The organism is Nocardia sp. NPDC055029 (assembly GCF_053608525.1).
This window is the reverse complement of record NZ_JBSGVQ010000012.1, coordinates 112386-138184: the sequence shown is the minus strand read 5'-3', so window position 1 is coordinate 138184 and position 25799 is coordinate 112386. Positions and strand designations below refer to the sequence as shown.

28 protein-coding genes are annotated in these 25799 nt (G+C 68.8%); 9 read left to right on the top strand and 19 right to left on the bottom strand.

Going from position 1 to position 25799, the window contains the following annotated elements:
* Nucleotides 1-4: 4 nt before the first annotated feature.
* Nucleotides 5-2146, bottom strand: a complete 2142-nt coding sequence (tkt, locus tag ACWF9G_RS14105) for a transketolase (protein ID WP_452515604.1) — start codon at nucleotides 2144-2146, stop codon at nucleotides 5-7.
* 440 nt (nucleotides 2147-2586) lie between these two features.
* Between tkt and ACWF9G_RS14100 the strand changes: the two genes are divergently transcribed.
* Nucleotides 2587-3576 carry a heme o synthase gene (locus ACWF9G_RS14100; protein ID WP_379309929.1) on the top strand — a complete coding sequence of 330 codons (990 nt, stop codon included), beginning with the start codon at nucleotides 2587-2589 and terminating at the stop codon, nucleotides 3574-3576.
* Between the two features lie 93 nt (nucleotides 3577-3669).
* On the opposite strand, the gene ACWF9G_RS14095 is transcribed toward ACWF9G_RS14100, so the two are convergent.
* Nucleotides 3670-5124, bottom strand: a complete 1455-nt coding sequence (locus ACWF9G_RS14095) for an FAD-dependent monooxygenase (RefSeq protein WP_452515602.1) — start codon at nucleotides 5122-5124, stop codon at nucleotides 3670-3672.
* A gap of 96 nt (nucleotides 5125-5220) precedes the next feature.
* Here ACWF9G_RS14095 and ACWF9G_RS14090 point away from each other — a divergent pair, with 96 nt between their 5' ends.
* Nucleotides 5221-5823 carry a TetR/AcrR family transcriptional regulator gene (locus ACWF9G_RS14090; RefSeq protein WP_452515600.1) on the top strand — a complete coding sequence of 201 codons (603 nt, stop codon included), beginning with the start codon at nucleotides 5221-5223 and terminating at the stop codon, nucleotides 5821-5823.
* Nucleotides 5824-5840: 17 nt separating this feature from the next.
* Here the strand turns inward: ACWF9G_RS14090 and ACWF9G_RS14085 are convergent, their stop codons facing one another.
* The 12 genes from ACWF9G_RS14085 to ACWF9G_RS14030 form a co-directional block, all read right to left on the bottom strand.
* Nucleotides 5841-6146: a gas vesicle protein K gene (locus tag ACWF9G_RS14085; protein WP_189023537.1), complete on the bottom strand. Its 306-nt coding sequence runs from the start codon at nucleotides 6144-6146 to the stop codon at nucleotides 5841-5843.
* Nucleotides 6139-6369: a gas vesicle protein gene (locus ACWF9G_RS14080; RefSeq protein ID WP_452515597.1), complete on the bottom strand. Its 231-nt coding sequence runs from the start codon at nucleotides 6367-6369 to the stop codon at nucleotides 6139-6141. The genes ACWF9G_RS14085 and ACWF9G_RS14080 overlap by 8 nt, the downstream gene beginning before the upstream one ends.
* A complete protein-coding gene (locus ACWF9G_RS14075) occupies nucleotides 6366-7160 on the bottom strand; it encodes a GvpL/GvpF family gas vesicle protein (RefSeq protein ID WP_452515595.1) in 795 nt (264 codons plus the stop codon). The genes ACWF9G_RS14080 and ACWF9G_RS14075 overlap by 4 nt, the downstream gene beginning before the upstream one ends.
* A complete protein-coding gene (locus ACWF9G_RS14070; RefSeq protein ID WP_379310937.1) occupies nucleotides 7157-7543 on the bottom strand; it encodes a gas vesicle protein in 387 nt (128 codons plus the stop codon). Before ACWF9G_RS14070 ends, ACWF9G_RS14075 begins: the two co-directional genes overlap by 4 nt.
* Nucleotides 7540-7875, bottom strand: coding sequence for a gas vesicle protein GvpO (gene gvpO / locus ACWF9G_RS14065; RefSeq protein WP_379310936.1), 336 nt, complete (start codon nucleotides 7873-7875; stop codon nucleotides 7540-7542). Before gvpO ends, ACWF9G_RS14070 begins: the two co-directional genes overlap by 4 nt.
* A 5-nt stretch (nucleotides 7876-7880) precedes the next feature.
* Nucleotides 7881-8132, bottom strand: a complete 252-nt coding sequence (locus ACWF9G_RS14060) for a gas vesicle protein GvpG (RefSeq protein ID WP_379310935.1) — start codon at nucleotides 8130-8132, stop codon at nucleotides 7881-7883.
* A 3-nt stretch (nucleotides 8133-8135) separates the two neighbouring features.
* Entirely contained in the window at nucleotides 8136-8897 is a 762-nt protein-coding gene (locus ACWF9G_RS14055; protein WP_452515593.1) for a GvpL/GvpF family gas vesicle protein, read from the bottom strand.
* Nucleotides 8897-9310 carry a gas vesicle protein GvpJ gene (gene gvpJ, locus ACWF9G_RS14050; protein ID WP_452515591.1) on the bottom strand — a complete coding sequence of 138 codons (414 nt, stop codon included), beginning with the start codon at nucleotides 9308-9310 and terminating at the stop codon, nucleotides 8897-8899. Before gvpJ ends, ACWF9G_RS14055 begins: the two co-directional genes overlap by 1 nt.
* Nucleotides 9307-10446, bottom strand: coding sequence for an SRPBCC family protein (locus tag ACWF9G_RS14045; protein WP_452515589.1), 1140 nt, complete (start codon nucleotides 10444-10446; stop codon nucleotides 9307-9309). Before ACWF9G_RS14045 ends, gvpJ begins: the two co-directional genes overlap by 4 nt.
* A gap of 5 nt (nucleotides 10447-10451) precedes the next feature.
* Nucleotides 10452-11090 (bottom strand): hypothetical protein, encoded by a 639-nt coding sequence (locus tag ACWF9G_RS14040; protein ID WP_452515587.1) that lies wholly within the window; start codon nucleotides 11088-11090, stop codon nucleotides 10452-10454.
* A 207-nt stretch (nucleotides 11091-11297) separates the two neighbouring features.
* On the bottom strand, nucleotides 11298-11504 hold the full coding sequence (locus ACWF9G_RS14035; protein ID WP_452515585.1) for a hypothetical protein: 207 nt from the start codon (nucleotides 11502-11504) through the stop codon (nucleotides 11298-11300).
* A gap of 138 nt (nucleotides 11505-11642) precedes the next feature.
* Nucleotides 11643-12608: a quinone oxidoreductase family protein gene (locus ACWF9G_RS14030; RefSeq protein WP_452515583.1), complete on the bottom strand. Its 966-nt coding sequence runs from the start codon at nucleotides 12606-12608 to the stop codon at nucleotides 11643-11645.
* Nucleotides 12609-12684: 76 nt separating this feature from the next.
* On the opposite strand from ACWF9G_RS14030, the gene ACWF9G_RS14025 reads away from it, so the two are divergent.
* Nucleotides 12685-13053, top strand: a complete 369-nt coding sequence (locus ACWF9G_RS14025) for a hypothetical protein (RefSeq protein WP_452515582.1) — start codon at nucleotides 12685-12687, stop codon at nucleotides 13051-13053.
* A gap of 59 nt (nucleotides 13054-13112) precedes the next feature.
* Here the strand turns inward: ACWF9G_RS14025 and ACWF9G_RS14020 are convergent, their stop codons facing one another.
* From ACWF9G_RS14020 to ACWF9G_RS14000, 5 genes are all read right to left on the bottom strand, one after another.
* Nucleotides 13113-14081 (bottom strand): COX15/CtaA family protein, encoded by a 969-nt coding sequence (locus ACWF9G_RS14020; protein ID WP_452515580.1) that lies wholly within the window; start codon nucleotides 14079-14081, stop codon nucleotides 13113-13115.
* 66 nt (nucleotides 14082-14147) lie between these two features.
* The gene (locus ACWF9G_RS14015) at nucleotides 14148-14930 is read right to left on the bottom strand and encodes an ABC transporter permease (RefSeq protein WP_452515578.1); all 783 of its coding nucleotides are present in this window, start codon (nucleotides 14928-14930) and stop codon (nucleotides 14148-14150) included.
* Nucleotides 14927-15859 (bottom strand): ABC transporter ATP-binding protein, encoded by a 933-nt coding sequence (locus ACWF9G_RS14010; RefSeq protein WP_452515576.1) that lies wholly within the window; start codon nucleotides 15857-15859, stop codon nucleotides 14927-14929. Before ACWF9G_RS14010 ends, ACWF9G_RS14015 begins: the two co-directional genes overlap by 4 nt.
* The gene (mptB, locus tag ACWF9G_RS14005; RefSeq protein WP_379310924.1) at nucleotides 15856-17574 is read right to left on the bottom strand and encodes a polyprenol phosphomannose-dependent alpha 1,6 mannosyltransferase MptB; all 1719 of its coding nucleotides are present in this window, start codon (nucleotides 17572-17574) and stop codon (nucleotides 15856-15858) included. Before mptB ends, ACWF9G_RS14010 begins: the two co-directional genes overlap by 4 nt.
* Before the next feature lie 77 nt (nucleotides 17575-17651).
* Nucleotides 17652-18602, bottom strand: a complete 951-nt coding sequence (locus tag ACWF9G_RS14000) for a rhomboid family intramembrane serine protease (RefSeq protein WP_452515574.1) — start codon at nucleotides 18600-18602, stop codon at nucleotides 17652-17654.
* Between the two features lie 74 nt (nucleotides 18603-18676).
* Between ACWF9G_RS14000 and ACWF9G_RS13995 the strand changes: the two genes are divergently transcribed.
* From ACWF9G_RS13995 to ACWF9G_RS13970, 6 genes are all read left to right on the top strand, one after another.
* Nucleotides 18677-20155, top strand: a complete 1479-nt coding sequence (locus tag ACWF9G_RS13995; RefSeq protein WP_452515572.1) for an FAD-dependent oxidoreductase — start codon at nucleotides 18677-18679, stop codon at nucleotides 20153-20155.
* Nucleotides 20156-20334: 179 nt separating this feature from the next.
* Entirely contained in the window at nucleotides 20335-21111 is a 777-nt protein-coding gene (locus ACWF9G_RS13990) for a helix-turn-helix transcriptional regulator (protein ID WP_452515570.1), read from the top strand.
* A complete protein-coding gene (gene sufB / locus ACWF9G_RS13985) occupies nucleotides 21108-22544 on the top strand; it encodes a Fe-S cluster assembly protein SufB (protein ID WP_379032649.1) in 1437 nt (478 codons plus the stop codon). Before ACWF9G_RS13990 ends, sufB begins: the two co-directional genes overlap by 4 nt.
* Nucleotides 22544-23722: a Fe-S cluster assembly protein SufD gene (sufD, locus tag ACWF9G_RS13980; RefSeq protein ID WP_379306707.1), complete on the top strand. Its 1179-nt coding sequence runs from the start codon at nucleotides 22544-22546 to the stop codon at nucleotides 23720-23722. Before sufB ends, sufD begins: the two co-directional genes overlap by 1 nt.
* 36 nt (nucleotides 23723-23758) lie before the next feature.
* On the top strand, nucleotides 23759-24526 hold the full coding sequence (sufC, locus tag ACWF9G_RS13975; protein ID WP_378853788.1) for a Fe-S cluster assembly ATPase SufC: 768 nt from the start codon (nucleotides 23759-23761) through the stop codon (nucleotides 24524-24526).
* A 1-nt stretch (nucleotide 24527) separates the two neighbouring features.
* The gene (locus ACWF9G_RS13970; RefSeq protein ID WP_452515567.1) at nucleotides 24528-25799 is read left to right on the top strand and encodes a cysteine desulfurase; all 1272 of its coding nucleotides are present in this window, start codon (nucleotides 24528-24530) and stop codon (nucleotides 25797-25799) included.

Sequence of the window (25799 nt, the reverse complement as noted above, 5' to 3'; positions counted from 1 at the left end):
GGTTTTACCCCTTCACCTTGTCGGTCGAACGCAGTGCGGCGGCGACGACGGCATCGGCGGTGATACCGAATTCGCGGAACAGAGTCTTGAAGTCGGCCGAGGCACCGAAGTGATCGATGCCGACGACCTCGCCCGCGTCACCGACGAACCGGTGCCACGGCATCGCGATACCGGCCTCGACGGCCACCCGGGCACGCACCGAGGGAGGCAGCACCTCGTCGCGGTAGCCCTGGTCCTGCGCGTCGAACCATTCCACACACGGCATCGAGACCACGCGGGTCGGGATGCCCTGCTCCTCCAGGGTAGTGCGCGCGGCGACCGCGAGCTGGAGCTCGGAACCGGTGCCGATCAGGATGACCTGCGGGGTACCGGTCGAGGCCTCGGCCAGCACGTAGCCACCCTTCTTGACACCCTCGTAGCTGGTGCCTTCCAGGGTCGGGATGTCCTGGCGGGTCAGCGCCAGCGCGGACGGGCCGTCCTGGTGCGGGGCGTCGAAGGTGTGGAAGTGCGAGGTGTGCTCGTCGGAGTCGCGCTCGAGGATGGTGCGCCAGGCGTGCACGGTCTCGTTGGCGTCGCCGGGGCGCACGACATTGAGGCCGGGGATCGCGCGCAGCGCGGCCAGGTGCTCGACCGGCTGGTGGGTCGGGCCGTCCTCGCCCAGACCGATGGAGTCGTGGGTCCAGACGTAGATGGCGGGCACCCGCATCAGCGCGGCCAGGCGAACGGCCGGGCGCATGTAGTCGGAGAACACCAGGAAGGTGCCACCGTAGGGGCGGGTCGGGCCGTGCAGCGCGATGCCGTTGAGGATCGAGCCCATCGCGTGCTCACGGATACCGAAGTGCAGGGTGCGGCCGTAGGGCTGCGCCTTCCACATGCCGGTCGAGATCGACTCGGGGCCGAAGCTCGGCTGGTTGGGCATGGTGGTGTTGTTGGACTCGGCCAGGTCGGCCGAACCGCCCCACAGCTCGGGCAGCTCGTCGGCGACGGAGGCCAGGAACTTGCCGGAGGCCTTGCGGGTGGCCATGCCCTTCGGGTCGGTCTCGAAGCTCGGCAGCGCCTCGACCCAGCCCTTGGGCAGCGAGCGGGTCTGCAGGCGGTCGAACAGGGCCTTGTTGGACGGGTTCGTCTCGGCCCACTTGTCGAAGTCCAGCTGCCACTTCGCCTTGGCCTCGGTACCGCGGGCCAGCGCGTTGCGGGTGTGCTCGATGACGGCCGGGTCGACGTCGAAGGACTTCTCGGGATCGAAGCCGAGCGCCTTCTTGACCGCGGCGACCTCGTCGGCGCCCAGTGCCGCGCCGTGCACGCCACCGGTGTTCATCTTGTTCGGCGCGGGGAAGCCGATGATGGTGCGCAGGATGATGATCGACGGCTTGTCGGTCTCGGCCTTGGCCGCCTCGATGGCCGCCTCGATCGCCACGACGTCCTCGCCGCCCTCGACGATCTGCACGTGCCAGCCGTAGGCCTCGTAGCGCTTGGCGACGTCCTCGGTGAAGGCGATGTCGGTGTCGTCCTCGATGGAGATCTCGTTGTCGTCGTAGATCACCACGAGGTTGCCCAGCTGCTGGGTGCCCGCGATCGAGGAGGCCTCGGCGGTGACGCCCTCCTGCAGGTCGCCGTCGGAGGCGATGGTGTAGATGAAGTGGTCGAACGGGCTGGTGCCCGGCGCCGCTTCCGGATCGAACAGGCCACGCTCACGACGGGCGGCCATCGCCATGCCGACCGCGGAGGCCAGGCCCTGGCCCAGCGGGCCGGTGGTGATCTCGACGCCGTCGGTGTGCCGGAACTCGGGGTGGCCCGGGGTCAGCGAACCCCACTGGCGCAGGTGCTCGAGGTCGGTCAGCTCCAGGCCGAAACCGGCCAGGTAGAGCTGGATGTAGAGGGTGAGGCTGGAATGCCCACAGGACAGCACGAACCGGTCGCGACCGACCCAGCGCGGTTCCGCGGGGTCATGGCGCATCGTGCGCTGGAAGAGGGTGTAGGCGACCGGCGCGAGGCTCATCGCGGTGCCGGGGTGTCCGTTGCCCGCCTGCTGCACGGCATCGGCGGCGAGGACGCGGGCGGTATCGACGGCCTTGGTGTCGAGGTCCGTCCAGTCGCTGGGGTAGTTCCGCTGAGTGAGGGCGCGAATGTCGTCTGTGACTGACACGACCGTGGTTCTCCTGACCTGAGGTTTCGTCGACGGCGATACATGGCAGCTGCGATGTGTCTCGAACGGATCGCACGCGGCCGGGGGTGCGTACCGATGTACATCCATACCCTAGTGGTGATGCTCGGTGGGACCGGCGCGAACCCTGGTTGTGAGTGTAGTGCGGACCTGGGCGTCGTCTCCGGTGTGGGCGGCATCCATCGGCGGGCGGGGCGGTGGCGCATCCGCGGTGCCGTTCACCTGCATGTCGATGCCGGTTCACCGTGGGGTGGGGCCTCGTGACGGCCGCGTGAGCGGCAGTGACCGCGCCCACGGTGGCAGGGCCCTGGCGTGGAGCGGCACCGGCGTGGGTCTACCATCGTCTGTAGTAGTGGCCGCGCCGCAGCCGCGCGCTGCTCGTTCCAATGCCGGATGCGAAGCACAGCGTGCGAGGAGAAACAGTGCGGATCGATCCCCAGCCGGGTAGTAGCGGTGCGCACAATTCCTCGACGGCACTGGCCGATCGCCTCACCGGGGACGGTCTCGTCTCCAAGATAGTGCGCAAGCCACTCGCCTACATCGCGCTCACCAAGCCGCGTGTCATCGAGCTGTTGCTCGTCGCCACCATCCCGACGATGTTGCTGGCCGACCGCGGCACCGTCGACATCCGGCTGATCCTGGTCACCCTGTTCGGTGGCTGGATGGGCGCGGCCAGCGCCAACACCCTCAACTGTGTCGCCGACGCCGACATCGACAAGGTGATGAAGCGGACCGCGCGGCGCCCGCTGGCCCGCGACGCGGTGCCGACCAGGCACGCGCTCGTCTTCGGTGTGGCACTGGGCGCGATCTCGTTCGCGTGGCTGTGGTGGCAGGCCAACCTGCTCAGCGGCGTGCTGGTGGTCGCGACGATCCTGTTCTACGTCTTCGTCTACACCAAGGGCCTCAAGCGCCGGACCTCGCAGAACGTGGTGTGGGGCGGCGCCGCGGGCTGCATGCCCGCCCTCGTCGGCTGGTCCGCGGTCACCGGGAACATCGGCTGGCCCGCGATCGTGCTGTTCGCCGTCATCTTCTTCTGGACGCCGCCGCACACCTGGGCGCTGGCCATGCGCTACAAGGAGGACTACCGGGCGGCGGGGGTGCCGATGCTGCCGGTGGTCGCGACCGAGCAGGTCGTCACCAAGCAGATCGTCATCTACACCTGGTTGACCGTGCTGGCCACGCTGGCTCTGGTCCCCGCGACCGGTGTCATCTACGCGGCCGTCGCGCTGGTGGCCGGTGCGTGGTTCCTGCTGATGGCGCATCAGCTCTACGCGGGGGTGCGGCGTGGTGAGTCGGTGAAGCCGCTGCGGTTGTTCCTGCAGTCGAACAACTACCTGGCGGTGGTGTTCTGTGGTCTGGCTGTCGACTCGGTGCTCGGCTGGACCACGCTGGGTAGCCTCGTCGGGCTCTGATACTTCTCGAACGAACACCTGTGGCCGGGCAGGGATGCCCGGCCACCGGTGTGTTCGCGGCGGTGCTGTCCGGCTGGCCCGCGGCGGCAGGATCTACCAGCGGCGGGCGAGATGGCCGTCCGGACGGATCAGGATATGTGTGCCGGGGGTGGCCGCGTAGGCGGTGAACGCGTGACCGTCGGTGTCGACGAGTGTTGTGGATGCGAGCCGGTCGGCGACTTCTGTGCCCGGGGCGTCGGCGCGGCGGATCTCGACCGTGCGGACGGCGGAATCGTCGAGGGGCGTGCGGTCCGCCGACGCGAAACGCAGCAAGGTCGCGTGAGGACCGCGGAAGAGGTCGAACAGGCGGATCGGGCGGCCGGATTCGTCGTGCAGTGGGGCATCCGGTGCCCGGTCGCCCGCGACGAGCGGACCCTGCTCGGTGGGGGAGCGGTAGGTGATGCCGAGCTGGCGGGTCTCGGGGCCGCGGTGCATCGCGTCCTCGTCACCGTCGACGAGTTTGCCGAGGAGTTCGGTGCTCAGGCCGAGCACGCGGGCCGCGACCGTGCGGCGTTCGGGTTCGTAGGTGTCGAGCGGGGCGGTGTCGCCGTCGAGAGCGGCCGCCAGTTTCCAGCCGAGGTTGTAGGCGTCCTGGACGCCGGTATTGAGGCCCTGTCCGCCGGTCGGCGGGTGGACGTGGGCGGCATCGCCCGCGAGCAGCACCCGGCCGTCGCGGAAGCGCTCGGCGAGACGAATGTTGGGGCGCCACGCCGTGACCCACGACAGATCACTCAGGGTCAGGCCCAGCGTGGGGGCATGGTGGTCGGCGAGGTCCTGCAGGGTGGCCAAGTCGGGGGACTGATCCTCGGCCAGGGGCGCGGCGAACTGGAAGCGACGTCCACCCGGCAGCGGTGACAAGGTGAAACCGTTCATCGGCTGGTCGGCCGCGGCGGCGAACCAATAGCCGGACTCGTGGTCGAGGGCATCGACGCGGACATCACCGAGCAGCATCTTGATCGAGTCGTCGGTACTGCCCTCGAACGCGATCCCGAGACCCTTGCGCACGGTGCTCGCGCCGCCGTCGGCGCCGACCAGATAGCGGGCGCGGACCGTCTCGTGGACGCCGTCGCGCAGCAGTGTCGCGGTGACGCCCGTGTCGTCCTGCGTGAAATCGACCAGCGCCGTGGCGAATTCGACCTGTCCACCCAGCTCGGCCAACCGGGCCCGCAAGATCGCCTCGGTGTCGGACTGGCCGAGCACCCACCCGTTCGGGTACGGCACGTCCGGTGTCGGTGCGACCGGCTCCGCCATGCGCCGCTCGCCGGCGAACTCACCCGCGAAGTACACGCGCATCGCGGGGAGATCGCGCCCCGCGGCCGATACCGCGTCGAGGACACCGAGATCGTCGAACACCTCCAGCGTGCGCGGCTGGATGCCGTCACCGCGCGACCCCTGGAAGGGTGTCTCGGCTCGGTCGACGAGCCGGACGTCGATCCCGCGCCGCGCGAGATCGATGGCGAGGGTGAGACCGGTCGGGCCTGCACCGGCGACAAGTACCTGGTCGGACATGGGAACTGCCTCCTGTTATGTGAACTGAATCAATATTCAGTGAATATGAATTCAGTTTCAGTGTTGGTACCGTGCTTGTCAAGGAGGTGGCGTCCGGTGGCAGGCAGCAGGCGCGAGAAATCCGCGGAGACCGAGCAGGCGCTCAAGGACGCCGCCCGGCAGGTCTTCGCCGAACACGGCTACCTGAACGCGAAGATCACCGACATCACCGCCGCCGCTGGCCGGGCCGCAGGCTCGTTCTACAACCACTTCGCGAGCAAAGAGGAACTGCTGCAAGCATTGCTGGCCGATATCGCCGCGGCGGGCGACGAACGCGCCGCCGATCCCGAACACAACGGCGACTTCACCGATCCGGCCGCGGTGCGCTACCACGTGCGCGGCTACTGGACCTTCGCCCGCGACAACGCATCGGTACTGCGGGCAATGGGGCAGGCAGCCCAGGTCAGCCCCGAATTCGCCCGGATCATCGCGGGTTTCGGCACCGCGCAGCGCGCCGATATCGCCGACCACGTCTCCGATTTCCCCGACCGCGGCCTCCAACTGCCGGGGACTGTCGATGCCAGCCTGGCGATGATGTTCGCCGCGGTCGACGGGACGCTGCGCATGGTCGAGGACGGGTCGGTGACGCTGACCGACGAGGAGGCGATCGAGTCGATCACGCGCTTCGTCTATCGGGGGCTCACCGGTCGCGACTATTGACCGCGATCGACATGGTGTCAGCGGTCGGTCGGGTCACGCGGGAGCAGAGTGCCGAGGGGGCCGAGGTCGATGTTGAGTTCTTCCGGGGTGAGGCCGAAGTGATCGCGTAGTTCGTCCATGCGTTGTTCGAGCAGCATCAGGGTGGTGCCGATGCGTTCGATCTGGGTGTCGGTGAGGTCGCCCGCGTCGACGCGGCGTAACGCTTGCCGCTCCATCAGTTGCCGCAGTAGCTCCACCAGCGTGAGGACGAGGGTGACCAGCCCGCGCTCGACGGATTCCGGTTCGGTGTCGATACGCGGTGGGATGCCGCCGAATTCAGTCATCGCCGGGCGGTTCCAGCACACCGCGCATCGCGGACCCGACCGGCGCCGAGAGGGTGCTGATCGAGGAGATGAGGGCTCGCAACGAGATCTGGACGAGGTCGACGTCCGCGATGGCGAGTGTGATGTCGCCGGAAATCACCACGCCACCGGCCAGCACCCGATCCAGCAGATCGACAAGCGCGACGCGGCGCTCGCCGTCGACAGTGCGGTCGACCTGGCTCATGCCGGCTCGCGTTCTACGCCCGCGAACGAATACGGCGGCCACGGGCCGGTGAGTTCGAGCCGGATGCCGGGGAATTCGGCGCCGAGCATCGTGACGGTCGCGGTGAAGTCGTCGGTGCGATCGTCGTCGACGAGGTATGTCCCGTTGAGCACTATCCAGTCCCGGCGCCCACTCAGCGCCGGATCGGTCAGCGGCTGGAGTCGTCCTGCCGCGGCGTGCTGAACCAAGCGCGTGTGGATCTCCTCGGCGCGCTCCGCCGCGTCGCGTTCCACGGTCTCCCGTGCGGACAGTTGTGCGCGGCGCCGGGCGAGATACGCGGTCCCCGCCCCCGTCGCGCCGCCTGCGTTCGCGGCCCGGGCCTCGGCCACGGCAGTGGTGAGGGCGGCGCGATCGCCGTAGGCTTTCACGCCCCACTCGGTGCGGCCGCTCACCAGGGCCAGAGCCGCACCGAAGTCAGCTCGCCGTTCGTCGAGCAGCTCGCGCACCCGGTTGTCGTCGCTGAAGACGGTGGCCAGTCGCAGCGGGAGGGCCGGACCTCGGCGCACCAAGGTCGACACCACGGCGTCGTGCGTGCGGGCGGTACTTTCCAGCCAGTCGAGATCCTCCAAGTGCCCGCGTAGCGGTTGCTCCCCGAAAACCTCCAGCGGCACCGAGCCGACGACCGCCGTCAGGTCATCCGAGACCACCGTCCGCACCGGTTCACCCGCGACTCCGGTCAGCTCGCTCAGTTCCGCCACACCGCCGCGGCTGGACGTCACCGCGTACAGCCAGACCCCGAGGCCAGCGGTCACGATCGCTGTTCCTTGGGCTCGCGGCCGCGCTCGACGAGTTGACGGTTGTCGTTCGTCGCCTCCAGCTGGGCGATCCGATCCCGAAGTTCCCGGTTCTCGAGTTCGAGATCCCGATCCTGCCGTTCCAGCGTGCGGGCCTTGCTGTTGAGCCAGGGGTCGGTCTCCCACCAGTCGATGCCGACCGACTTGGCCGTCTCCAGAGACGCGATCACCAAGCGCAGCTTGATCGTGAGCAGTTCGATGTCGAGCAGGTTCACCTGGATGTCGCCCGCGATCACCAAGCCCTTGTCGAGGACCCGCTCCAGGATGTCGGCGAGGTTCGTGGACTGATGCCCGCCCCCGTAGGGCTGCGGGACAGAAGATCCGCCTCCGACGACAGTCATCGCCGCTCGTTTCCGCCGACGGCGGTATTGCCGCGCCCGTAGCGCTGTGTTCTGCGGTAGGCCAGCAGATTCCCGTCGAGATCGATCTCCGCCTCGTAGAGCGCCAGGATGTCCGCCGACGAGGGGATGCGTCGATCCTCGAGTACCTCGATCTCCACCAGCCAGCCGTCCTCCGTCGGTTCCATGCGGGTGACGCCCTGCACCTGTTTCGACGTCAGTTCGACGAGATGCTCGATCGCCACCGCCGCGGCTTGTGCCGCGCTCAGGGGAGGCTGTTCGTTCGACGACGAGTACTCGTCCTCGGAATCGTCGGAGGTAGTCTTGCGGGCCACGCGAGTCACTCCTCCGGCTGGTCGATCGCGGTCGCGGAGCCGGTCATGCGATCCAGGATCGACTGCTGCGCTTGCTTCTGCTCTTCTTCGGACAGGTCACCGGCCGCCGCCGCGCGATCGATCTCCTCGAGCTCGGCTCGCAGCGTCGCGGGATCATGGAGCTGCTGCTCGACCTGGTCCTGGATCACTTCGCCGAGCCACATCACGCCGCGAACCGGCGCGAGGGGCAACGTCACTATCGCTGAGAGCAGACCCATGCCTCACCCCTCCGGGGCTCGCTTCGTCACGAAGTCGTAGGCCGCCATCGGTCCGAGCAGGTTCAGCTCCACCCGGCCGTCCCATCCCTCGGCGAGCCGACGCAGCGTATCCTCCAACTCTTGCTGCCGGGCCAGCTCGACCAGCACCGCGATGTGGACGGCGTCCTCCTCATGGCTGGGCTCGCGCTGGTTGACCAGCGGTTCGAACGTCTCGAGCTCGGACACCGTCGTGCGGGTATCCTCGGCTCGCTTGGTCTCGATGGCCTGATTGATCAGCTCGCCCAGCGCGATCCGGGCATTACGGGTGGCGTCCTCCGGTTTGTCGCGGATCTCCTCGCGGAGGCGGGCGGCCTCCGCGTTCTCGTCGAGCAGTTCCCGCAGGATGGTGTCCTCGACGTAGCGCCCTCTGATCACGAACTGCGCCCGGCCCTCGAGTTCCTTCAGCGCGGCGCGGAATTCGTCCTCGTTCGCCTCCAGCAATTCGTTCTCCACCGCCTCCGCGTCGGTCATGACGGCACCGAACCGCAGCGGTAGCACCGGAGCGACGACAGCCGACCCGTCCAGCAGTTCGGCATGGACGGTGAGGTCATCGGGTGTGCCCAGTGGCCGATCGGATTCGAGCGCGCTGACCAGCGCGGCGATCTCGCCGTGCCGCACCACGCTGACCTCACCCGGAGGATCGCCGACACCGGTCGCGTGCGGCTCGGGTTCGACGTCGGCGGGCACGATGCCGTAGACATAGACGGAGGTTGTGTCGGCAGCCATCACTCCTCCACGCGTCTGGACGACCGGGGCACTGTTCGGCGCTTCTCCTGTACGTCGTCGAAAAAGTCCGTGACCTTCTCGCCGGCCGCCTCGAGAACGCCCTTTGTCTTGTGCTTCGCTGCACCTTGGGTGACGTCGCCGACGATATCGGTCAGCCCCTTCGGTTCGCTGGTCGAGATCTCCAGCCGGTTGACCGCTTCGGCGAAACGCAGATACGTGTCGACACTGGCCACCACGACGCGCGCGTCGATGGTCACCAGCTCGATGCCGACCAGCGACACGCGGGCGAACGCGTCGATGACCAGTCCTTTGTCGAGAATCGTGTCTATGACGTCAGCCAGGCTGGAGGAATTCGGCCGCGCCAACGTGCCTGCTCCGCCACCACCTCCACCTCCTGCGGGTTCGATGGTCATTCGCTTGCTCCTCGGCTCTCACGCGCCCGGCGGGTCACCGGGCTCTTGCGGCGGGCGGCCGGTCGGCGGCGAGGTGGCTCTGGTTCTTCCTCCTCCTCGTCTTCTTCGGTCTCGTCCGGCTCCTCATCCTCGGGGGCTTCTTCGTCCTCGGGAGTTTCTTCGTCCGCGTGGTCGTCTTCGGTGTCCTCTTCTTCCTCACGCCGCGCGGTCTCGTCGTCTTTGACGACCTCGCTGTCGTGGATCTCGCCGTGCCAGCCGACGATGTCGTCGCTGTGCAGCACAGCGTCGAGCATGACCTGCCGCTGGAAGTGCTTGAGTTCCAGGCGGCACCGGCGACCTGCCGCGCGCCACAGATTGGCGGTCTTCTCGAACAGTCCCTGGGGGTGGTATTCGAGCACCACGAGGATGCGGGTGAGCCCCGGCGTGATCTCGTGGAAGGTGACCGCGCCGTCGATGTAGCCTTTGGCGCCCTTGGAACGCCAGACGATCCGCTCGAACGGCACCTGCTCGAGGATCGTGGATTCCCAGGTCCTTCTTGACCAGAACACTTTGCCGGTCCAGCTGAGCTTTTCGTCGGCGACCTGCTCGACCTGCTCGACCTTCTTCGTGAACTTCGGAAAATCCGCGAACTGGGTCCACTGGTCATAGGCCAGATCGATCGGAACCCCCACGTCGATGTGCTCGACGATATTGGTCAGCTTCAGCTTCTTGCCGCCGCCTTTGCCTTTGCCCTTGCCGCCGGTCAACGACTCCTTGGCCGCCTCGAACGTTTCGCCGACCGAGTGCCGGAGCTTGCTCATGCTGCCGCTGACGGCCGCTCGCAACGGCGAGGCGCCTCCGGCCAGCTTCTCGACACCGGTTACCGCGGCCAGCAGATTCCCTCCGTTCCCTTCGCCGTACTCGGTCAACCGGCCTGCGGTCTTCGATACCCGGTTCGACAGCCCGGACACCGTGCGTTCGGCCAGCGTTCCGGCGAGGTTCTGCACGGATTGCTGCAGCATGGCCGTCGGGGTGGCTGCCTGCGCTGTTTTCTGTGCCGTCGACCCAGCCCGGGTCGCGGCGTGGGTGGCGCGGCCTGCGGTATCGGTGGCCGCCTTGCCGACTCCGGCCGTCGTGTCGCGCAACGTCTTCGTCATCGACCTCACCTCCTCGCGCGTCGCACGGGCGCTTCGTCGGGGTCGGAGCGGCTACGGCGTCGGACAGCCGAAGCCGGCTTGCGGTCCGCGGACCCGGAGCTACGGGCCGCGGTCCGGGAGCCGGTTTTCCGTCCGCCCGCGGTTCCGGTCCGGCGTGCCCGCGTCCGTGCGACGGGCTGAGCGCTGTCGTCCTCGTCGCTGCTTCGTCCGGAATCGTCTTCGTCCTCGAGATCCTCGTCCTCGTCCTCGTCGGCGGACGCTTGCTCGTCGTCCCGGATCGATTCGTCGTCGTACTCGTCTTCGTCGGAATCCGATTCGTGCGACTCGTCTCGGTCCTCGTCGATCGCGAGCGTGGAGCCATGCTGCAACCGAGAGTTGAGCGCGTCGATGCGATTGCTCGCGGCGGTGACCGCCGCCGTCCGGACTGCGCCTGCCAACTCGCCGCGAACAGTGTCGGTGAGCCGAGTCAGCTCCGGCGACGATTTGAGCAGCGACGCTCCGCGTCCCAGCAGCTCCGCGGGGGTACCCGAGGACCGCTTGGCCATCGCCGCACCCGCCAGTGCCAACGCAAAGCGCATTTTGTGCGTGCGGCCGAGCACGTATCCGATTCCCACCCCTACCGCAATTCTTGTTCCGCCCTTCATGCTCACTCCTCGCTGGCTCGACTGCCACGGCACCGACGCGTCCCCGATACGTCGAGCTATGACACCCCTATGAGTGGGGTACACCACATGCATTCCAGCGTATGCCTAGTTACCGGATGGGTCGACGGGTGCTGCCTGCGAAGACCCGCGAACGTGCGGCATCTGAGCCGTCATCTGGCAATCAGCAAATCCGGGAAGCGAGCGGAATCAGGGGTTATGCATCAGCTGTTTGGCAAGGCCGAACAGGCGGCTACCGAGCTTGATGACAGGAAGCCCCAGCGGAATCAGGAGGATCGTCGCGCACAGCACGGCACCGAGGACCCACACCACAGCGGCCAGCACCCCGACTACCGTGCCGAGCACGGCCGTCAGGATTCCCACCACCACATTGAGCAGGCCCTGTATCGCGCGCATGACAACCTTCCTCCATCCATTCTGCGCCTTTTTCACTCGATGCGCCCCTGCCCGCTCCCAGAATGGCAAAGCCGCCGGAGTTCGGCGAAGAATGAAGAATCAGGTGTCACGGGGCGATCTAGAGCGGCGAGACCTGACTTAGGGCAGCAGGACGATGGAGCCGGTGGTCTTGCGTGCGGCGAGATCCTGGTGGGCCTGGGCGGCGTCGGCGAGGGGGTAGGTCGCGCCGATCCGGAAGGTCAGGGTGCCCGCGGCGATGCCGTCGAAGACATCGGTTGCGCGCCAGAGGAATTCGGTGCGGTCCCGGGTGTAGGCGCCAAGGGACGGGCGGGTGAGCCAGAGGGAACCGGCCGGGTTGAGGCGTTGCGGGTCGAACGGCGGGACCGCCCCGCTGGCCGCGCCGAACAGGGCCAGGGTGCCGCGCACGCGCAGCGAGGCGAGGCTGGCTTCGAAGGTGCTGGCGCCGACGCCGTCGTAGACCGCGGCGACACCGGCGCCATCGGTCAGTTCGCGGACCTGCGCGGCAAGATCGTCACCGTAGCGCAGGACCTCGCGGGCGCCCGCCTGGCGCGAGAGCTTTTCCTTGTCGTCGGTGGAGACGGTGGTGATCACCCGGGCGCCCTTGGCGGCGGCCATCTGGGTGAGCAGCAGCCCGACGCCGCCCGCGCCGGCGTGGATGAGTACCGGATCGCCGGGTTCGGGGCGGAACACCGATTCGACCAGGTAGTGCGCGGTCATGCCCTGGAGCAGGGCGGCCGCCGCGACGACCGGTTCGACGGTGTCGGGCACCCGCACCGCCACGGCCGCGTCGACGGCGACCTTGCCCGCGTAGCTGCCCGGCGCCGCGGCCCACGCCACCCGGTCGCCGACCGCGAACTCGGTGACCTCCGCGCCGACCTCCGCCACGATGCCGGTGCCTTCGGAGCCCGGTATATAAGGAGTCGCCTGCGGATACAGTCCGGTGCGGAAGTAGATGTCGATGTAGTTGACGCCGACGCCCTGCGTGTCGACCAGCAGCTGACCCGGCCCGATCTGTGGATCCGCCACCTCGACGTACCGCAGGACCTCGGGACCACCGTGCTCGGAAACCTGAATCGCGCGCATGAGTCCCCTTTGTACACCCCGTGTTCGACGCCACTCGGGGGTGGACTCGGAACTACCGGCCGGTAAACTCACGGCCATGAGTGCTACCACCGCCGCCCCCGTCGCCGTGAAGGTGCCTGCCGAGGTCGAGAAGTCCGTCGTCAAGTTCGTCGCCGAGCACGGTGGTTCGGGGACGGCCGTGCTGCAGTACCTCGGCGAGCAGGGCGTGCGCATCACGCTGGTCGGCGCCGACGGCATCCTGGGCGACCGCGTGGTGGCCGACATGGCGACCGCGAAGGCCCTGGTCGAGCGGGTCGACGGCCTCGCCGAGACCGACGAGTGGAACCGCGAGCTGGTCTCCGTCGTGACCCCGGCCGCGTCGCACTGGAAGAAGATGGCGGGCTGGGTCGCCAACCAGACTCGCTTCCCGAAGGCGCGCAACGGGAAGCTCTTCACCGGCGCCTGAGCCCGGTACGCCAACAGCCCGCGATCATCGAGATCGCGGGCTGTTGTCTTGTCAGGAGATCAGTGCCCCGCGGGCACCGGAGCGGGCGCGTCGACCTGCTCGCGGACGCGCAGCGACGCCCACAGCGCGGCGGTCGCGGCCGTGCAGGCCGCGGCGCCGCCGACGTGGATGGCGACCAGCGCGGCGGGCACATCGGTGAAGTACTGGACGACGCCGACAAGAGACTGGGACACGACCAGCCCGAGCAGCACGTACAGGCGGACGCGGATCGCCGGCGTGATACCGACGGCGAACAGGCCGAACGCGAGGCCGACCAGCAGCGCCAGATAGCCGACGAGCAACTGCGAGTGCAGGTGCACCAGCGTGACGATCTCGACTTGCAGGCGCGCGACCGGACGTTCGATGCTCTTGTCACCGGCATGTGGTCCGGCGGCGGTGACCAGCGTGCCCGCGATCAGCACACCCGCCAGCGCGACACCGCTGAGCGCGGTGAGCCAGCGCAGGGGAGCGGGCACAGCGACGGTGTCGATGCCGTCGTCGGGCTGACCGATCTTGGCGTAGAGCACGACCGCCAGCCACACCATCACCATCGAGGCCAGCAGGTGCACGGCCACCGTCCACCACAGCAGCCCGGTGCGCACGGTGATGCCGCCGATGATCGCCTGCACGACGGTGCCGCCGGGCATCAGCCACGCGTAGACGAGCACCTCGCGACGGCGCCGCGCCCTGACCACGGCGAGCACGATCAGCGCGGCGCACAGCGTCACCGCGAAGGTGAGCAGCCGGTTGCCGAACTCGACGGTCTGATGGATGACCGGCACCTCCGACACCCCCACCGGGGTGAAGCTGCCGGGGAAGCACTGCGGCCAGGTCGGGCAGCCGAGGCCCGACGCGGTGACGCGCACGACGGCGCCGGTCACGGAAATGCCTGCCTGGCTGAGGATCACCGCGAACGCGATGAGCCGCTGCACCCGCAGCGAGGGGAGCGGCAGCCGGTCGACGAGTCCCAGGAAGGCGCGATACAGCACGTCACGATGGTACTGGCCGCGAATTCCCGCCCGATACCAGGGCTACTACGGTGCGTCGTTGATCACTCAGCTGAACCGGAACAGCCGGGTCGCGAGCCACCCGCACACCACGCCCCACACCGCCAGCACCGCGACACCGAACCAGTCGACCGCCCCGGACAGCGCCGCTTCCAGCGCGAACGCCAGCGCCCCGGACGGGACCAACCGGACGAGCACGGTGACCGCGGTGTGCAGCGAATCGCCGACCAGCACCAGGCTGGCGACGCCGAGCATGATGAACCACAGGACATTGGCCAGCGCCAGCACGACCTCGGCCTTGAGCGTCCCGCCGAGCAGCAGGCCCATGGCCGCGAAGGTCGCGGTGCCGAGCGCGATCACCAGTGCGCCGAGCGCCAGACCGCCGAGTCCGGGCCGCCAGCCCAGGGCCGCACCGATCACGCCGAGCAGCATCGCCTGCAGCACCACGACGATCAGGACCGCCGCGCACTTGCCCGCGATCACGCCCCAGCGCGGCAGCGGCGTCGCGCCGAGGCGCTTGAGCGCGCCGTAGCGCCGGTCGAAGCCGACGGCGATGGCCTGGCCCGTGAACGCGGTCGACATCACCGCGGTCATCATGACCATCGGCACCACCTTCTCGACCCGGTGCTCGCCGAGTTCGCCGAACGGCAGCAGGGTGAGCCCGATCAGCAGGGTGATCGGGATGAACATGGTGAGCAGCAACTGTTCGCCGTTGCGCAGCAACAGCTTCAGCTCGAGCCCGGTCTGCGCGGTGAGCATCGTCGCGCGCGAGGCTGGTCGCGGGCCGGGGGCGAACGTGCCGGGCAGGAACCGGCTGGTGGTCTCGGTCATCCGCGCAGGTCCCGTCCGGTCAGTTCGAGGAAGACATCTTCGAGGCGGCGCGCATCGATGCGGATGTCGGTGGCCAGCACGTCCATCCTGGCGCACCAGGCGGTGACGGTCGCCAGCACCTGCGGGGTGATCTCGCCCTCGACGAGATAGGTGCCCGGCGATGTCTCGCGCGGCGAGAAGCCTTCCGGCAGCGCCGATTTCAGCATCGCGATATCGAGTTTCGGCGGGGCGCAGAACCGCAGCTGACCCGCGGCGCCGTGCGCGGTGACCTCGGCGGGCGTGCCCTGGGCGACGATCTCGCCGTGATCGATGATCACCAGCTGGTCGGCGAGCTGTTCGGCCTCGTCCATCATGTGCGTGGTGAGGACGACGCTCACCCCGTCCCGGCGCAGGGCGTCGATCAGTTCCCACACGATCAGCCGCGCCTGGGCGTCCAGGCCCGCGGTGGGTTCGTCGAGGAAGACGATCTCCGGCCTGCCGACCAGCGCGCAGGCCAGCGCGAGCCGCTGCTGCTGACCACCGGACAGGCGGCGGTAGGGCGTGCGGCGGTTGTCCCGCAGACCGAGCGTCGCCAGCAGCCAGTCGGGATCGATCGGGTCGGCCGAGTACGCGGCGACCAGGTCGAGCATCTCGCCCGCGCGGGCGCCCGGGTAGGCGCCGCCGCCCTGCAGCATCACGCCGATGCGCGGGCGCAGCTGTTCGGAGTCGGCGATCGGGTCGAGCCCGAGGACGCGCACCGTGCCCGCGTCGGGGCGGACGAAGCCCTCGCACATCTCGACGGTGGTGGTCTTGCCCGCGCCGTTGGGGCCGAGCAACGCGAACACCTGGGCCTGTTCGACATCGAACCGCAGGCCGTCGACCGCGGTGGTCTCGCCATAGCGCTTGACCACGCCGTCGACGCTAACAGCGGGTCCGGGGCGACTTGTCACGATGTCACACGGTAAGCCGTGCCCTCCTGTGACGGAGCCGACACCCCCGGCTGAGCGCGCCACGGGAGGGAGTGCCGGGTGAGTGCGAAGAACAACGCGAAGCAGACCGCGGCTGCCAGTGCGGCGCCGATGATCTGGAAGACCTGGAATTCCGCACCGCGCGGCATCACCAGCATCGAGACGACCGCGGAGAACGCGACCGCGGGCACACGGAACACCGGCTGGGTCGCCCAGGCGGCCAGCGGCACGATCGCCCACAGCAGGTACCAGGGCTGGACCACCGGGAACAGCAGCACGATCGCGCCGAGCGAGACGCCGAGCGCGCCGACCGGGTGCAGCCTGCCGGTGCCGGTGGCGACCAGCATGCGCACCGTCACGTAGGCAGCGACCGCCGCCGCGATGGGCCGGGTGATCGACAACAGCGCCGTCGTGTGATCACCGAGACCGAGGAGGACGCCGCCGAATCCGGTGATGATGCCGATGACCGTCGGCAGCGACATCCAGCTGCGCACGGCGCTGGCGGTGTTGAGGGTGAAGATCCAGCCGAACCCGAGTCCGCTCAGCCAGCTCACCAGCAGTGTCGTCACCCCGGCGATCAGACCGAGCAACAGGGCCGCCTTGACCACTGCCTGGAGGGTGCCGCCCCACCTGCGGGCCAGCGCCATACCGACGAAGCCGAGCGCGATGATCGAGGTGAACTTGACCGATGACGACAGCGTGATCACCACCGCGCCACCGATCAGCAGGCCATAGGCACGAGCGTCGAAGGGTGCGAGATTCGTGCCGGTCAACCGATCAGGCATGCCGCCGTTGCCGTAGATCGCGCGCAGCATCATCTCCACACCGGCCAGCATCAGACCGAGCATGAGCGCGTCGTTGTGCACGCCGCCGACCAGATGGAACAGCACCAGCGGATTCGCCGCGCCCAGCCACAGCGCGCTCACCGGGGCGACGCCGCAGCGCACGGACAGCCGGGGCAGCGCCCACACGATCAAGGCGACACCGGCCAGCGCGAGCAGCCGGTGCACCCACACCCCGGCGATGATGTTGTCCCCGGTCAGCTCCGCGATGCCACGGCCGATCCACAGGAACAGCGGACCGTAGGGCGCGGGCGTGTCGCGCCAGATCGTCGGCACATTGTTGGTGAGGACGTTGTCGATGCCGAGCCCGGCGACCGGCCCCTCCAGATAGGGGTCGATGCCGCGCGCGGCGATCTCGCTCTGCGCCAGATAGGAATAGACGTCGTTGCTGAACATCGGCGGCGCCACGCTGAGCGGGATGATCCACAGCAGCAGCGTCCGGTCCAGCTGCGACCGGCTCAACCGGTGCAGCGGCGAACCGGCCAGCCCGCCGACGGCGAACCTGCCGAGCAGCAGCCACGCGCCGATCACCAGGACGGTGCCGAACATGCACATCGCCAGCGACCCGGTGTGCGCCCGCGCGAAGATGCCGAGTACCCGCATGCCCGAGACCGGGTTCTGGTGCACCGGCTGCGCACCGATGCCCAGCGCCGCGATCGCCATCAGCACCGCGCCGGTCGCGCCCATCAGCCGGATCCGGTCCAGTTGCGCGCGCTCGTTCTTGTCGAGCCCGGGGACCTCGCTCTCGTCGCGGTGCAGCACCGCGACGGTGTGATCGGGCGTCGGCACGTCGAGCCCGAGAGCCCGCCTCCCGAACGCCAGTGTCTTGCGCGCCGCGCCCTCCAGTACCGCCACGAACACGGAGCCTAGTGTGGTCCGCCGCGCGTGGCGCTGTTCCGGTCGGCCGCACGTCGTCGACGAGCGCGGATCGGCTACCGCGGCTGCGGCGTCTCGAGGACGGGGGCCGTCACCTCGACGGGCGCCTTCGGCAGGTCGCCGCGCACCACGAAGGTGGCCGCGACGGTGACAGCGACACACGCCACCGCGACCGCGGCGAAGGCGGCCCAGCCGACGCGCCGCGCTGCTTCCGGTGTCCGCGCCGCTTCCGGCCCGCGGGCCAGCAGCCAGCCGGGGACGAACAGGAAACCGAGCGCGGCGAGCGTGCCCGCGGCCAGCCCGCCGAGGTGGCCCCACAGCGAGATGCCCGGTAGCGAGAAACTGATCAGCACGTTGACGCCGATGACGACCAGCATCGGCGTCGGGCTCTGCCGCAGCCGGATCAGCGTCACGGTGACCGCTCCGAACAGGCCGTACACCGCGCCGGAGGCACCCGCGGTCGCGACGATCGTGTCCGACAGGGCCATCACCGCGGCGGAACCGCCGAGCAGCGAGACCAGGTAGACACAGGCGAACCGCACCCGGCCGAGCACCTGCTCGAGATCGCGTCCGACGACATAGAGCGCGAACATGTTGACCAGCAGGTGGATCGCGCCGTAATGCAGGAATCCCGAGCCGATCAGTCGCCACCACTCGCCGTCGGCCACCAGCAGCGGAACCAGCACGAACTCCCGGAACAGCGCCGACCCGCGATAGTTGTCCATCGCGCTGCCCGCCTGGGCGGCCGTGATGACGTAGACCAGCACATTGATCGCGATCAATCCGTAGGTGACATACGGAACCGCACCGCTACCGGCCCGCCCGCCACCGACGGTGCGCACCTGCCGCACGTCCCGCTGCCCCTGCCGCACGCAGTCCACGCAGTGCTGTCCGACCGAGGCGGGCCGCAGGCATTCCGGACAGGCGGGCCTGCCACACCGCGTGCACGCGAGTCCGGTGGGTCGATCGGGGTGGCGGACACACGTGGGTGTGGGCGGGGTGGACACACCGCCATCGTGCCATGCGCCGACGCGGCGGGCTGGGGGAGTTTCGGTTGACGCGTCGGGGCTATGACCGGGACATGACGTCATTGTGGTTGAACAACGCCGAGGTCCCCGCCCGTTTGCGGCTCACCACCGGTTCCCGCTTCGACACCGTCGTCATCGGCGCCGGGCTGGTCGGGCTGGCGACCGCGCTGCTGCTGGCCGAGCAGGGCCGCGAGGTCGCGGTGCTCGAGGCCAGGCGGGTCGGCGCCGGCACGACCGCCGCCTCCACGGCGAAGATCTCGCTGCTGCAAGGCACCCGGGCCCAGGCCATCGCGCGCAGGCACGGCATGGCGACGCTGGCGCGCTATATCGCGGGCAATGTCGAGGGATTGGATTGGCTGCTGAACTTCTGCGCGGGCCACGATATCGACGCCCAGCGGGTCCCCGCGCTCACCTACGCCCAGAACCGGTCCGAAACCGCCGCTGTGCGTGCGGAATTCGAGGCCACCCGCACCGTGGGACTACCCACCGAGCTGGTCGACGACATCGACGTCCCGTTTCCCACCTACGGCGCGGTCCGCCTGCGCGAGCAAGCCCAGATCGACCCGATGGCGATGCTGGCCGCCCTCGCCGCCGACGTGGAATCGCACGGCGCGCCGATCTTCGAATCCACCCGCGCCCAGAGCCTGCACCACCGCGACGGCGAGGTCGTGATCGGCACCGAACACGGCGAGGTGTCGGCGGCGAACGTCGTGGTGGCCACCGGCACCCCGATCTTCGACCGCGGCGGCTTCTTCGCCCGCCTCACCGCGCAGCGTTCCTATCTGTCGGCGTGGCGGGTTCCGGGACCGGTGCCGCAGGAGATGTACATCAGTGCCGGACGGCCCATCCGATCGCTGCGTGTGTTCCCGGCCGAGGACGGTGACGTGCTGCTCGTCGGCGGCAGCGGCCACGACGTCGGCCGGGAGGGCTCGGCCACCGCCCACGTCCAGCAGCTGCTCGACTGGACCGGCCGCTGGTTCCCCGGTGCCGAACTGCTGCACCGCTGGTCGGCCCAGGACTACCACCCCGTCGGCGAACTGCCTTATGTCGGACCGCTGCTTCCTGGTCGCGACGATGTCCTGGTCGCCACCGGCTTCGCGAAATGGGGACTGACCAACGGCGCCGCCGCCGCACACGCGCTAGCCGGGCGGCTGACCGGCAAGCCGCCGCCGTGGGCGGGCACCCTGTCCGCCTGGCGTCTCAACGAGGTGACCTCGGTCCTGGCAGGCGCCAAGTCCAACGCGGCGGTGGCCCGATACCTGTCTACCGGGTGGTTGCGGCTGGTCGGCGCGGGCGGGCACCCGGTGCCGCCCGAAGGCTGCGGCTGGACCGAACGTCACGGGTTGCGCCCCACCGCCGTCTGCACCGTCGATGGCGTGACCACCGAGGTGTCGGCGGTGTGCCCGCACCTGTACGGCATAGTGCGGTGGAACGACGCCGAACGCACCTGGGACTGCCCGCTGCACGGATCGCGTTTCGCCCCCGACGGCACCGTGCTCGAGGGCCCGGCGACCGAACCGCTACCCCGGTGACGGACCCCCGCGCTGTGCGATGAGTCACCCCGGCGCGCGGAATTGATCCGGCGCCGGGAGCGGTACCTGGGCTTTTACCCGGGGCAGTGGAACGGGATGCGGCGACTTCCCAGGTCAGGGCACCCTTGCCAAGGTGACCCTTATTAGATTTAGGGAAGTAATTCCGCCACACTGGTGTTGTGAAAACCGTGGGTTTGCGGACAGGCGTGGAAGGGACCGGTCGTAAGACGACCGGCGCCCGGACGTCGGCCGTGCCCGTCGCGACCGTGCACGAGGGTCAGACCAGGGCGGCCATCGTCCAGCTCCTGCTCGAAGACGGCCCGATCACCGCGACCGCCATCGGCACCGCGCTCGGGCTCGCGCCCGCGGGCGTGCGCAGGCACCTCGACGCGCTCATCGACGCGGGTCAGGCCAGGGCGAGCCGATCGGCGCCGTGGCAGCAGAAGGGCCGCGGCCGACCGGCCAAGCAGTACCAGCTCACGGCAGCGGGGCGCGGCAATCTCGGCCACGCCTACGACGATCTGGCCGGGGCGGCGATCCGTCAGCTCGGCGAGATCGGCGGCGACGCGGCGATCGCCGACTTCGCCCGCAAGCGGGTCAACGTCATCGTCGACGGCATCGAGCCGGTCGCCGAGCACACCGCACCCCAGATCGAGGCGAAGGTGGAGGAGATCGCGGAAGCGTTCACCGACGCCGGTTTCGCCGCCACCACCCGCCAGGTCGGCACCGGTGTGCAGATCTGCCAGCATCACTGCCCCGTGGCCCACGTGGCCGAGGAGTTCCCGCAGCTGTGTGACGCCGAACTGGACGCTTTCCGCGACCTGCTCGGCACCCACGTCCAGCGACTTGCGACCATCGCCAACGGCGATTGCGCCTGCACCACCCACGTACCGCTGATCACCGCCGCACAGCCCGCGGCGGGACGAACGAACGACTCCGGAAGGAGTGCCGAATGACGACGACCACCGACCAGGTGCAACCGCTGACCCAGGACGAGACCATCGCCTCGCTGGGCAACTACGGTTACGGCTGGGCCGACTCGGACGAGGCCGGCGCCAGCGCGCAACGCGGTCTGTCGGAAGCTGTCGTTCGCGACATCTCGGCCAAGAAGAGCGAGGCGGAGTGGATGCTCGACATCCGCCTCAAGGCCCTGCGCATCTTCGATCGCAAGCCCATGCCGAACTGGGGTTCCAACCTCGACGGCATCGACTTCGACAACATCAAGTACTTCGTGCGCTCCTCGGAGAAGCAGGCCGAGAGCTGGGAAGACCTGCCCGAGGACATCAAGAACACCTACGACAAGCTGGGCATCCCCGAGGCGGAGAAGCAGCGGCTGGTCTCCGGTGTCGCCGCGCAGTACGAGTCCGAGGTCGTCTACCACTCCATCCGCGAGGACCTGGAGAAGCAGGGCGTCATCTTCCTCGACACCGACACGGCGCTCAAGGAGCACCCGGAGATCTTCCAGCAGTACTTCGGCTCGGTGATCCCCGCCGGTGACAACAAGTTCTCCGCGCTCAACACCGCCGTCTGGTCGGGTGGCTCGTTCATCTACGTGCCGCCGGGCGTGCACGTCGACATCCCGCTGCAGGCCTACTTCCGGATCAACACCGAGAACATGGGCCAGTTCGAGCGGACGCTGATCATCGTCGACGAGGACGCCTACGTCCACTACGTCGAGGGTTGTACAGCCCCGATCTACAAGTCCGACTCGCTGCACTCCGCGGTCGTCGAAATCATCGTGAAGAAGGGCGGCCGCTGCCGCTACACGACCATCCAGAACTGGTCCAACAACGTCTACAACCTGGTCACCAAGCGGGCCAAGGCCGAGGCGGGCGCCACCATGGAATGGGTCGACGGCAACATCGGCTCCAAGGTCACCATGAAGTACCCGGCGGTCTGGATGACCGGTGAGCACGCCCACGGCGAGGTGCTCTCGGTCGCGTTCGCCGGCGTCGGCCAGCACCAGGACACCGGCGCCAAGATGCTGCACCTGGCCCCGCACACCTCCTCGACCATCGTGTCGAAGTCGGTGGCGCGTGGCGGCGGTCGCGCGTCGTACCGCGGCCTGGTCCAGATCAACAAGGGCGCCCACGGCTCCAAGTCGACCGTGAAGTGTGACGCGCTGCTGGTCGACACGATCAGCCGCTCCGACACCTACCCCTACGTCGACATCCGCGAGGACGACGTGACGATGGGTCACGAGGCGACCGTCTCCAAGGTCTCCGAGGATCAGCTGTTCTACCTGATGAGCCGCGGTCTGACCGAGGACGAGGCGATGGCGATGGTGGTGCGCGGCTTCGTCGAGCCCATCGCCAAGGAACTGCCGATGGAATACGCGTTGGAACTGAACCGGCTCATCGAGCTGCAGATGGAAGGGGCCGTTGGCTGATGTCGTCGCTCGAGACGCCGACCCAGAACCCGGGCGCGGGCGCCGCCGTCAACAAAGGCGAGGTCTTCACTTCGTTCGATGTCGACCAGTTCGAGGTCCCGTCGGGCCGTGACGAGGCCTGGCGCTTCACCCCGCTGCGCCGCCTGCGCGGCCTGCACGACGGCACGGCCGTGCGTGACGGTCAGGCGACCGTCGAGGTCAGCGAGGTCGCCGGTGTCACCGTGGAAACGGTGGACCGCACCGACGCCCGCCTCGGCCAAGCCGGTACCCCCGCGGATCGTGTTGCCGCCCAGGCCTATTCGGGCTTCGAGTCGGCGACCGTGATCACCGTCGGCAAGGAGACCGAGGTTTCCGACCCGATCACCGTGACCATCACCGGTCCCGGCGAGGGCAAGACCGCCTACGGTCACCTGCAGGTGCGCCTGGACAACTTCGCCGTCGCCACCGTGGTCATCGACCAGCGCGGCAGCGGAACCTACGCCGAGAACGTCGAATTCGTGCTGGGTGACAGCGCCAAGCTGACCGTCGTCGCCGTCCAGGAATGGGCCGAGGACGCCGTCCACGCGACCGCGCATCACGTGATGCTGGGCCGCGACGCCACCGTGCGGCACTTCGCGGCGACCCTCGGCGGCGATCTGGTCCGCCTGTCCGGCACCGTGCGCTACGCCGGTCCCGGCGGCGAGGCCGAGCTGTTCGGCCTGTACTTCGCCGACGCGGGCCAGCACTTCGAGCAGCGCCTGCTGGTCGATCACTCGGAGCCCAACTGCAAGTCCAATGTGCTGTACAAGGGTGCGCTGCAGGGTGATCCGTCCTCGCCCAAGGGCGATGCCCGCACCGTGTGGATCGGCGACGTGCTGATCCGCGCGGCCGCCGAGGGCACCGACACCTACGAGGCCAACCGCAACCTGGTGCTCACCGACGGCGCCCGCGCCGACTCGGTGCCGAACCTGGAGATCGAGACCGGCGAGATCGCCGGCGCCGGACACGCCAGCGCCACCGGCCGTTTCGACGACGAGCAGCTGTTCTACCTGCGTGCTCGCGGCATTCCGGAAGACGTCGCCCGCCGCCTGGTGGTGCGTGGCTTCTTCCACGAGATCATCCAGAAGATCACGGTCCCCGAGGTCCGGGAGCGGCTGGAGGCGGCCATCGAGGCCGAGCTCGCCACTGTCGGTATCTGACACCACACTTACTCCCCACGAAGGAATTCGAATTCGATGACCACCTTGGAAATCAAGGACCTGCACGCCGAGATCACCACCCCCGAGGGTGAGTCCAAGAAGATCCTCAACGGTGTGAACCTGACCGTGCGCTCCGGCGAGACGCACGCCATCATGGGCCCCAACGGCTCGGGCAAGTCGACGCTGTCCTACGTGATCGCGGGCCACCCGAAGTACACCGTCACCCAGGGCACCATCACCCTCGACGGTGAGGACGTGCTGGAGATGTCGGTCGACGAGCGCGCTCGCGCCGGCCTGTTCCTGGCGATGCAGTACCCGGTCGAGGTCCCCGGCGTCTCGATGTCGAACTTCCTGCGGACCGCCGCCACCGCCGTGCGCGGCGAGGCGCCCAAGCTGCGCACCTGGGTCAAGGAGGTGAAGGAGTCGATGAAGGAGCTCGACATCGACGCGGCCTTCGCCGACCGCAGCGTGAACGAGGGCTTCTCCGGTGGCGAGAAGAAGCGGCACGAGGTCCTGCAGCTGGGTCTGCTCAAGCCGAAGATCGCGATCCTCGACGAGACCGACTCCGGCCTCGACGTCGACGCGCTGCGCATCGTCTCCGAGGGCGTCAACCGCTACAAGGAGCGCGAGAACGGCGGCGTGCTGCTGATCACGCACTACACCCGCATCCTGCGCTACATCCAGCCCGACTTCGTGCACGTGTTCGTCAACGGCAAGATCGTCGCCGAGGGCGGCTCCGAGCTGGCCGAGGAACTCGACGCGAACGGCTACGTGCGCTTCACGTCCGCGACCGCTGGAGCCTGAGATGACCGCGACGGTGCCCGCCATCGACGTCGCCCGGATCCGGGCCGACTTCCCGATCCTGAACCGCACGGTCCGGGACGGGAAACCGTTGGTGTACCTGGATTCCGGTGCGACCGCGCAGCGCCCGCTGCAGGTGCTGGACGCCGAGCGCGACTTCCTGCTCACCCGCAACTCGGCGGTGCACCGCGGTGCGCACCAGCTGGCGGAGGAGGCGACCGACTCCTACGAGGACGCGCGCGTCGCCATCGCGCGCTTCGTCGGCGCCGAGGCCGGGGAGATCGTGTTCACCAAGAACGCGACCGAGTCGCTGAACCTGGTGGCCAACGCGTTCGGCGACGACCGGTTCCCGTACAAGGTCGGCCCGGGCGACGAGATCGTGATCACCGAGCTCGAGCACCACGCGAATCTCGTTCCGTGGCAGGAACTCGCGCGCCGGACCGGCGCCACCCTGAAGTGGTACGGCGTCACCGACGACGGCCGCATCGACCTGGATTCGCTCGAACTGTCGCCCGCGACCAAGGTTCTCGCGTTCACCCACCAGTCGAACGTGACCGGCGCGGTGGCCCCGGTGGCCGAATTGGTCCGCCGGGCACAGGAAGTCGGCGCGCTGGTCGTGCTCGACGCCTGCCAGTCGGTGCCGCACATGGCGGTGAACTTCCGTGAGCTCGGCGTCGACTTCGCCGCGTTCTCCGGTCACAAGATGCTCGGCCCGATGGGTGTGGGCGGACTGTGGGGCCGTCGTGCGCTGCTCGAGGAGACCCCGCCGTTCATCACCGGTGGGTCGATGATCGAGACCGTCACCATGGAGAAGACCACCTACGCGCCGCCGCCGCAGCGCTTCGAGGCGGGCACGCCGATGACCTCGCAGGTCGTCGGGCTGGCCGCCGCGGTGCGCTACCTCGAAGGCCTCGGCATGGACGCGATCGCCGCCCACGAGCACGCGCTCACCGGCGCCGCGCTCGACGGGCTGCGCGGGATCGAGGGTGTGCGGATCATCGGGCCCACCGAGAACGTGGACCGCGGTGGCGCGGTGGCGTTCGTGGTCGACGGCATCCACGCCCACGACGTGGGCCAGATCCTCGACGACCAGGGTGTCGCCATCCGGGTCGGGCACCACTGCGCCTGGCCGCTGCACCGCAAGTTCGGTGTCGCGGCCACCGCGCGGGCGTCGTTCGCCGTGTACAACACCCTCGACGAGGTCGACGCGCTGGTGCAGGCCGTGCGGAAGGCTCAGAACTTCTTCGGCGTGAGCGCAGCGAATGCCGACGATTAG

Coding starts and splice junctions, on each gene's coding strand:
- ACWF9G_RS14095 (WP_452515602.1), bottom strand. CDS start 5,124: ATGTCCGACCAGGTACTTGTCGCCGGTGCAGGCCCGACCGGTCTCACC.
- ACWF9G_RS14085 (WP_189023537.1), bottom strand. CDS start 6,146: ATGACTGAATTCGGCGGCATCCCACCGCGTATCGACACCGAACCGGAA.
- ACWF9G_RS14080 (WP_452515597.1), bottom strand. CDS start 6,369: ATGAGCCAGGTCGACCGCACTGTCGACGGCGAGCGCCGCGTCGCGCTT.
- ACWF9G_RS14070 (WP_379310937.1), bottom strand. CDS start 7,543: ATGACTGTCGTCGGAGGCGGATCTTCTGTCCCGCAGCCCTACGGGGGC.
- ACWF9G_RS14060 (WP_379310935.1), bottom strand. CDS start 8,132: ATGGGTCTGCTCTCAGCGATAGTGACGTTGCCCCTCGCGCCGGTTCGC.
- ACWF9G_RS14055 (WP_452515593.1), bottom strand. CDS start 8,897: ATGGCTGCCGACACAACCTCCGTCTATGTCTACGGCATCGTGCCCGCC.
- gvpJ (WP_452515591.1), bottom strand. CDS start 9,310: ATGACCATCGAACCCGCAGGAGGTGGAGGTGGTGGCGGAGCAGGCACG.
- ACWF9G_RS14045 (WP_452515589.1), bottom strand. CDS start 10,446: ATGACGAAGACGTTGCGCGACACGACGGCCGGAGTCGGCAAGGCGGCC.
- ACWF9G_RS14040 (WP_452515587.1), bottom strand. CDS start 11,090: ATGAAGGGCGGAACAAGAATTGCGGTAGGGGTGGGAATCGGATACGTG.
- ACWF9G_RS14035 (WP_452515585.1), bottom strand. CDS start 11,504: ATGCGCGCGATACAGGGCCTGCTCAATGTGGTGGTGGGAATCCTGACG.
- ACWF9G_RS14030 (WP_452515583.1), bottom strand. CDS start 12,608: ATGCGCGCGATTCAGGTTTCCGAGCACGGTGGTCCCGAGGTCCTGCGG.
- ACWF9G_RS14025 (WP_452515582.1), top strand. CDS start 12,685: ATGAGTGCTACCACCGCCGCCCCCGTCGCCGTGAAGGTGCCTGCCGAG.
- ACWF9G_RS14015 (WP_452515578.1), bottom strand. CDS start 14,930: ATGACCGAGACCACCAGCCGGTTCCTGCCCGGCACGTTCGCCCCCGGC.
- ACWF9G_RS13995 (WP_452515572.1), top strand. CDS start 18,677: ATGACGTCATTGTGGTTGAACAACGCCGAGGTCCCCGCCCGTTTGCGG.
- sufB (WP_379032649.1), top strand. CDS start 21,108: ATGACGACGACCACCGACCAGGTGCAACCGCTGACCCAGGACGAGACC.
- sufD (WP_379306707.1), top strand. CDS start 22,544: ATGTCGTCGCTCGAGACGCCGACCCAGAACCCGGGCGCGGGCGCCGCC.
- sufC (WP_378853788.1), top strand. CDS start 23,759: ATGACCACCTTGGAAATCAAGGACCTGCACGCCGAGATCACCACCCCC.
- ACWF9G_RS13970 (WP_452515567.1), top strand. CDS start 24,528: ATGACCGCGACGGTGCCCGCCATCGACGTCGCCCGGATCCGGGCCGAC.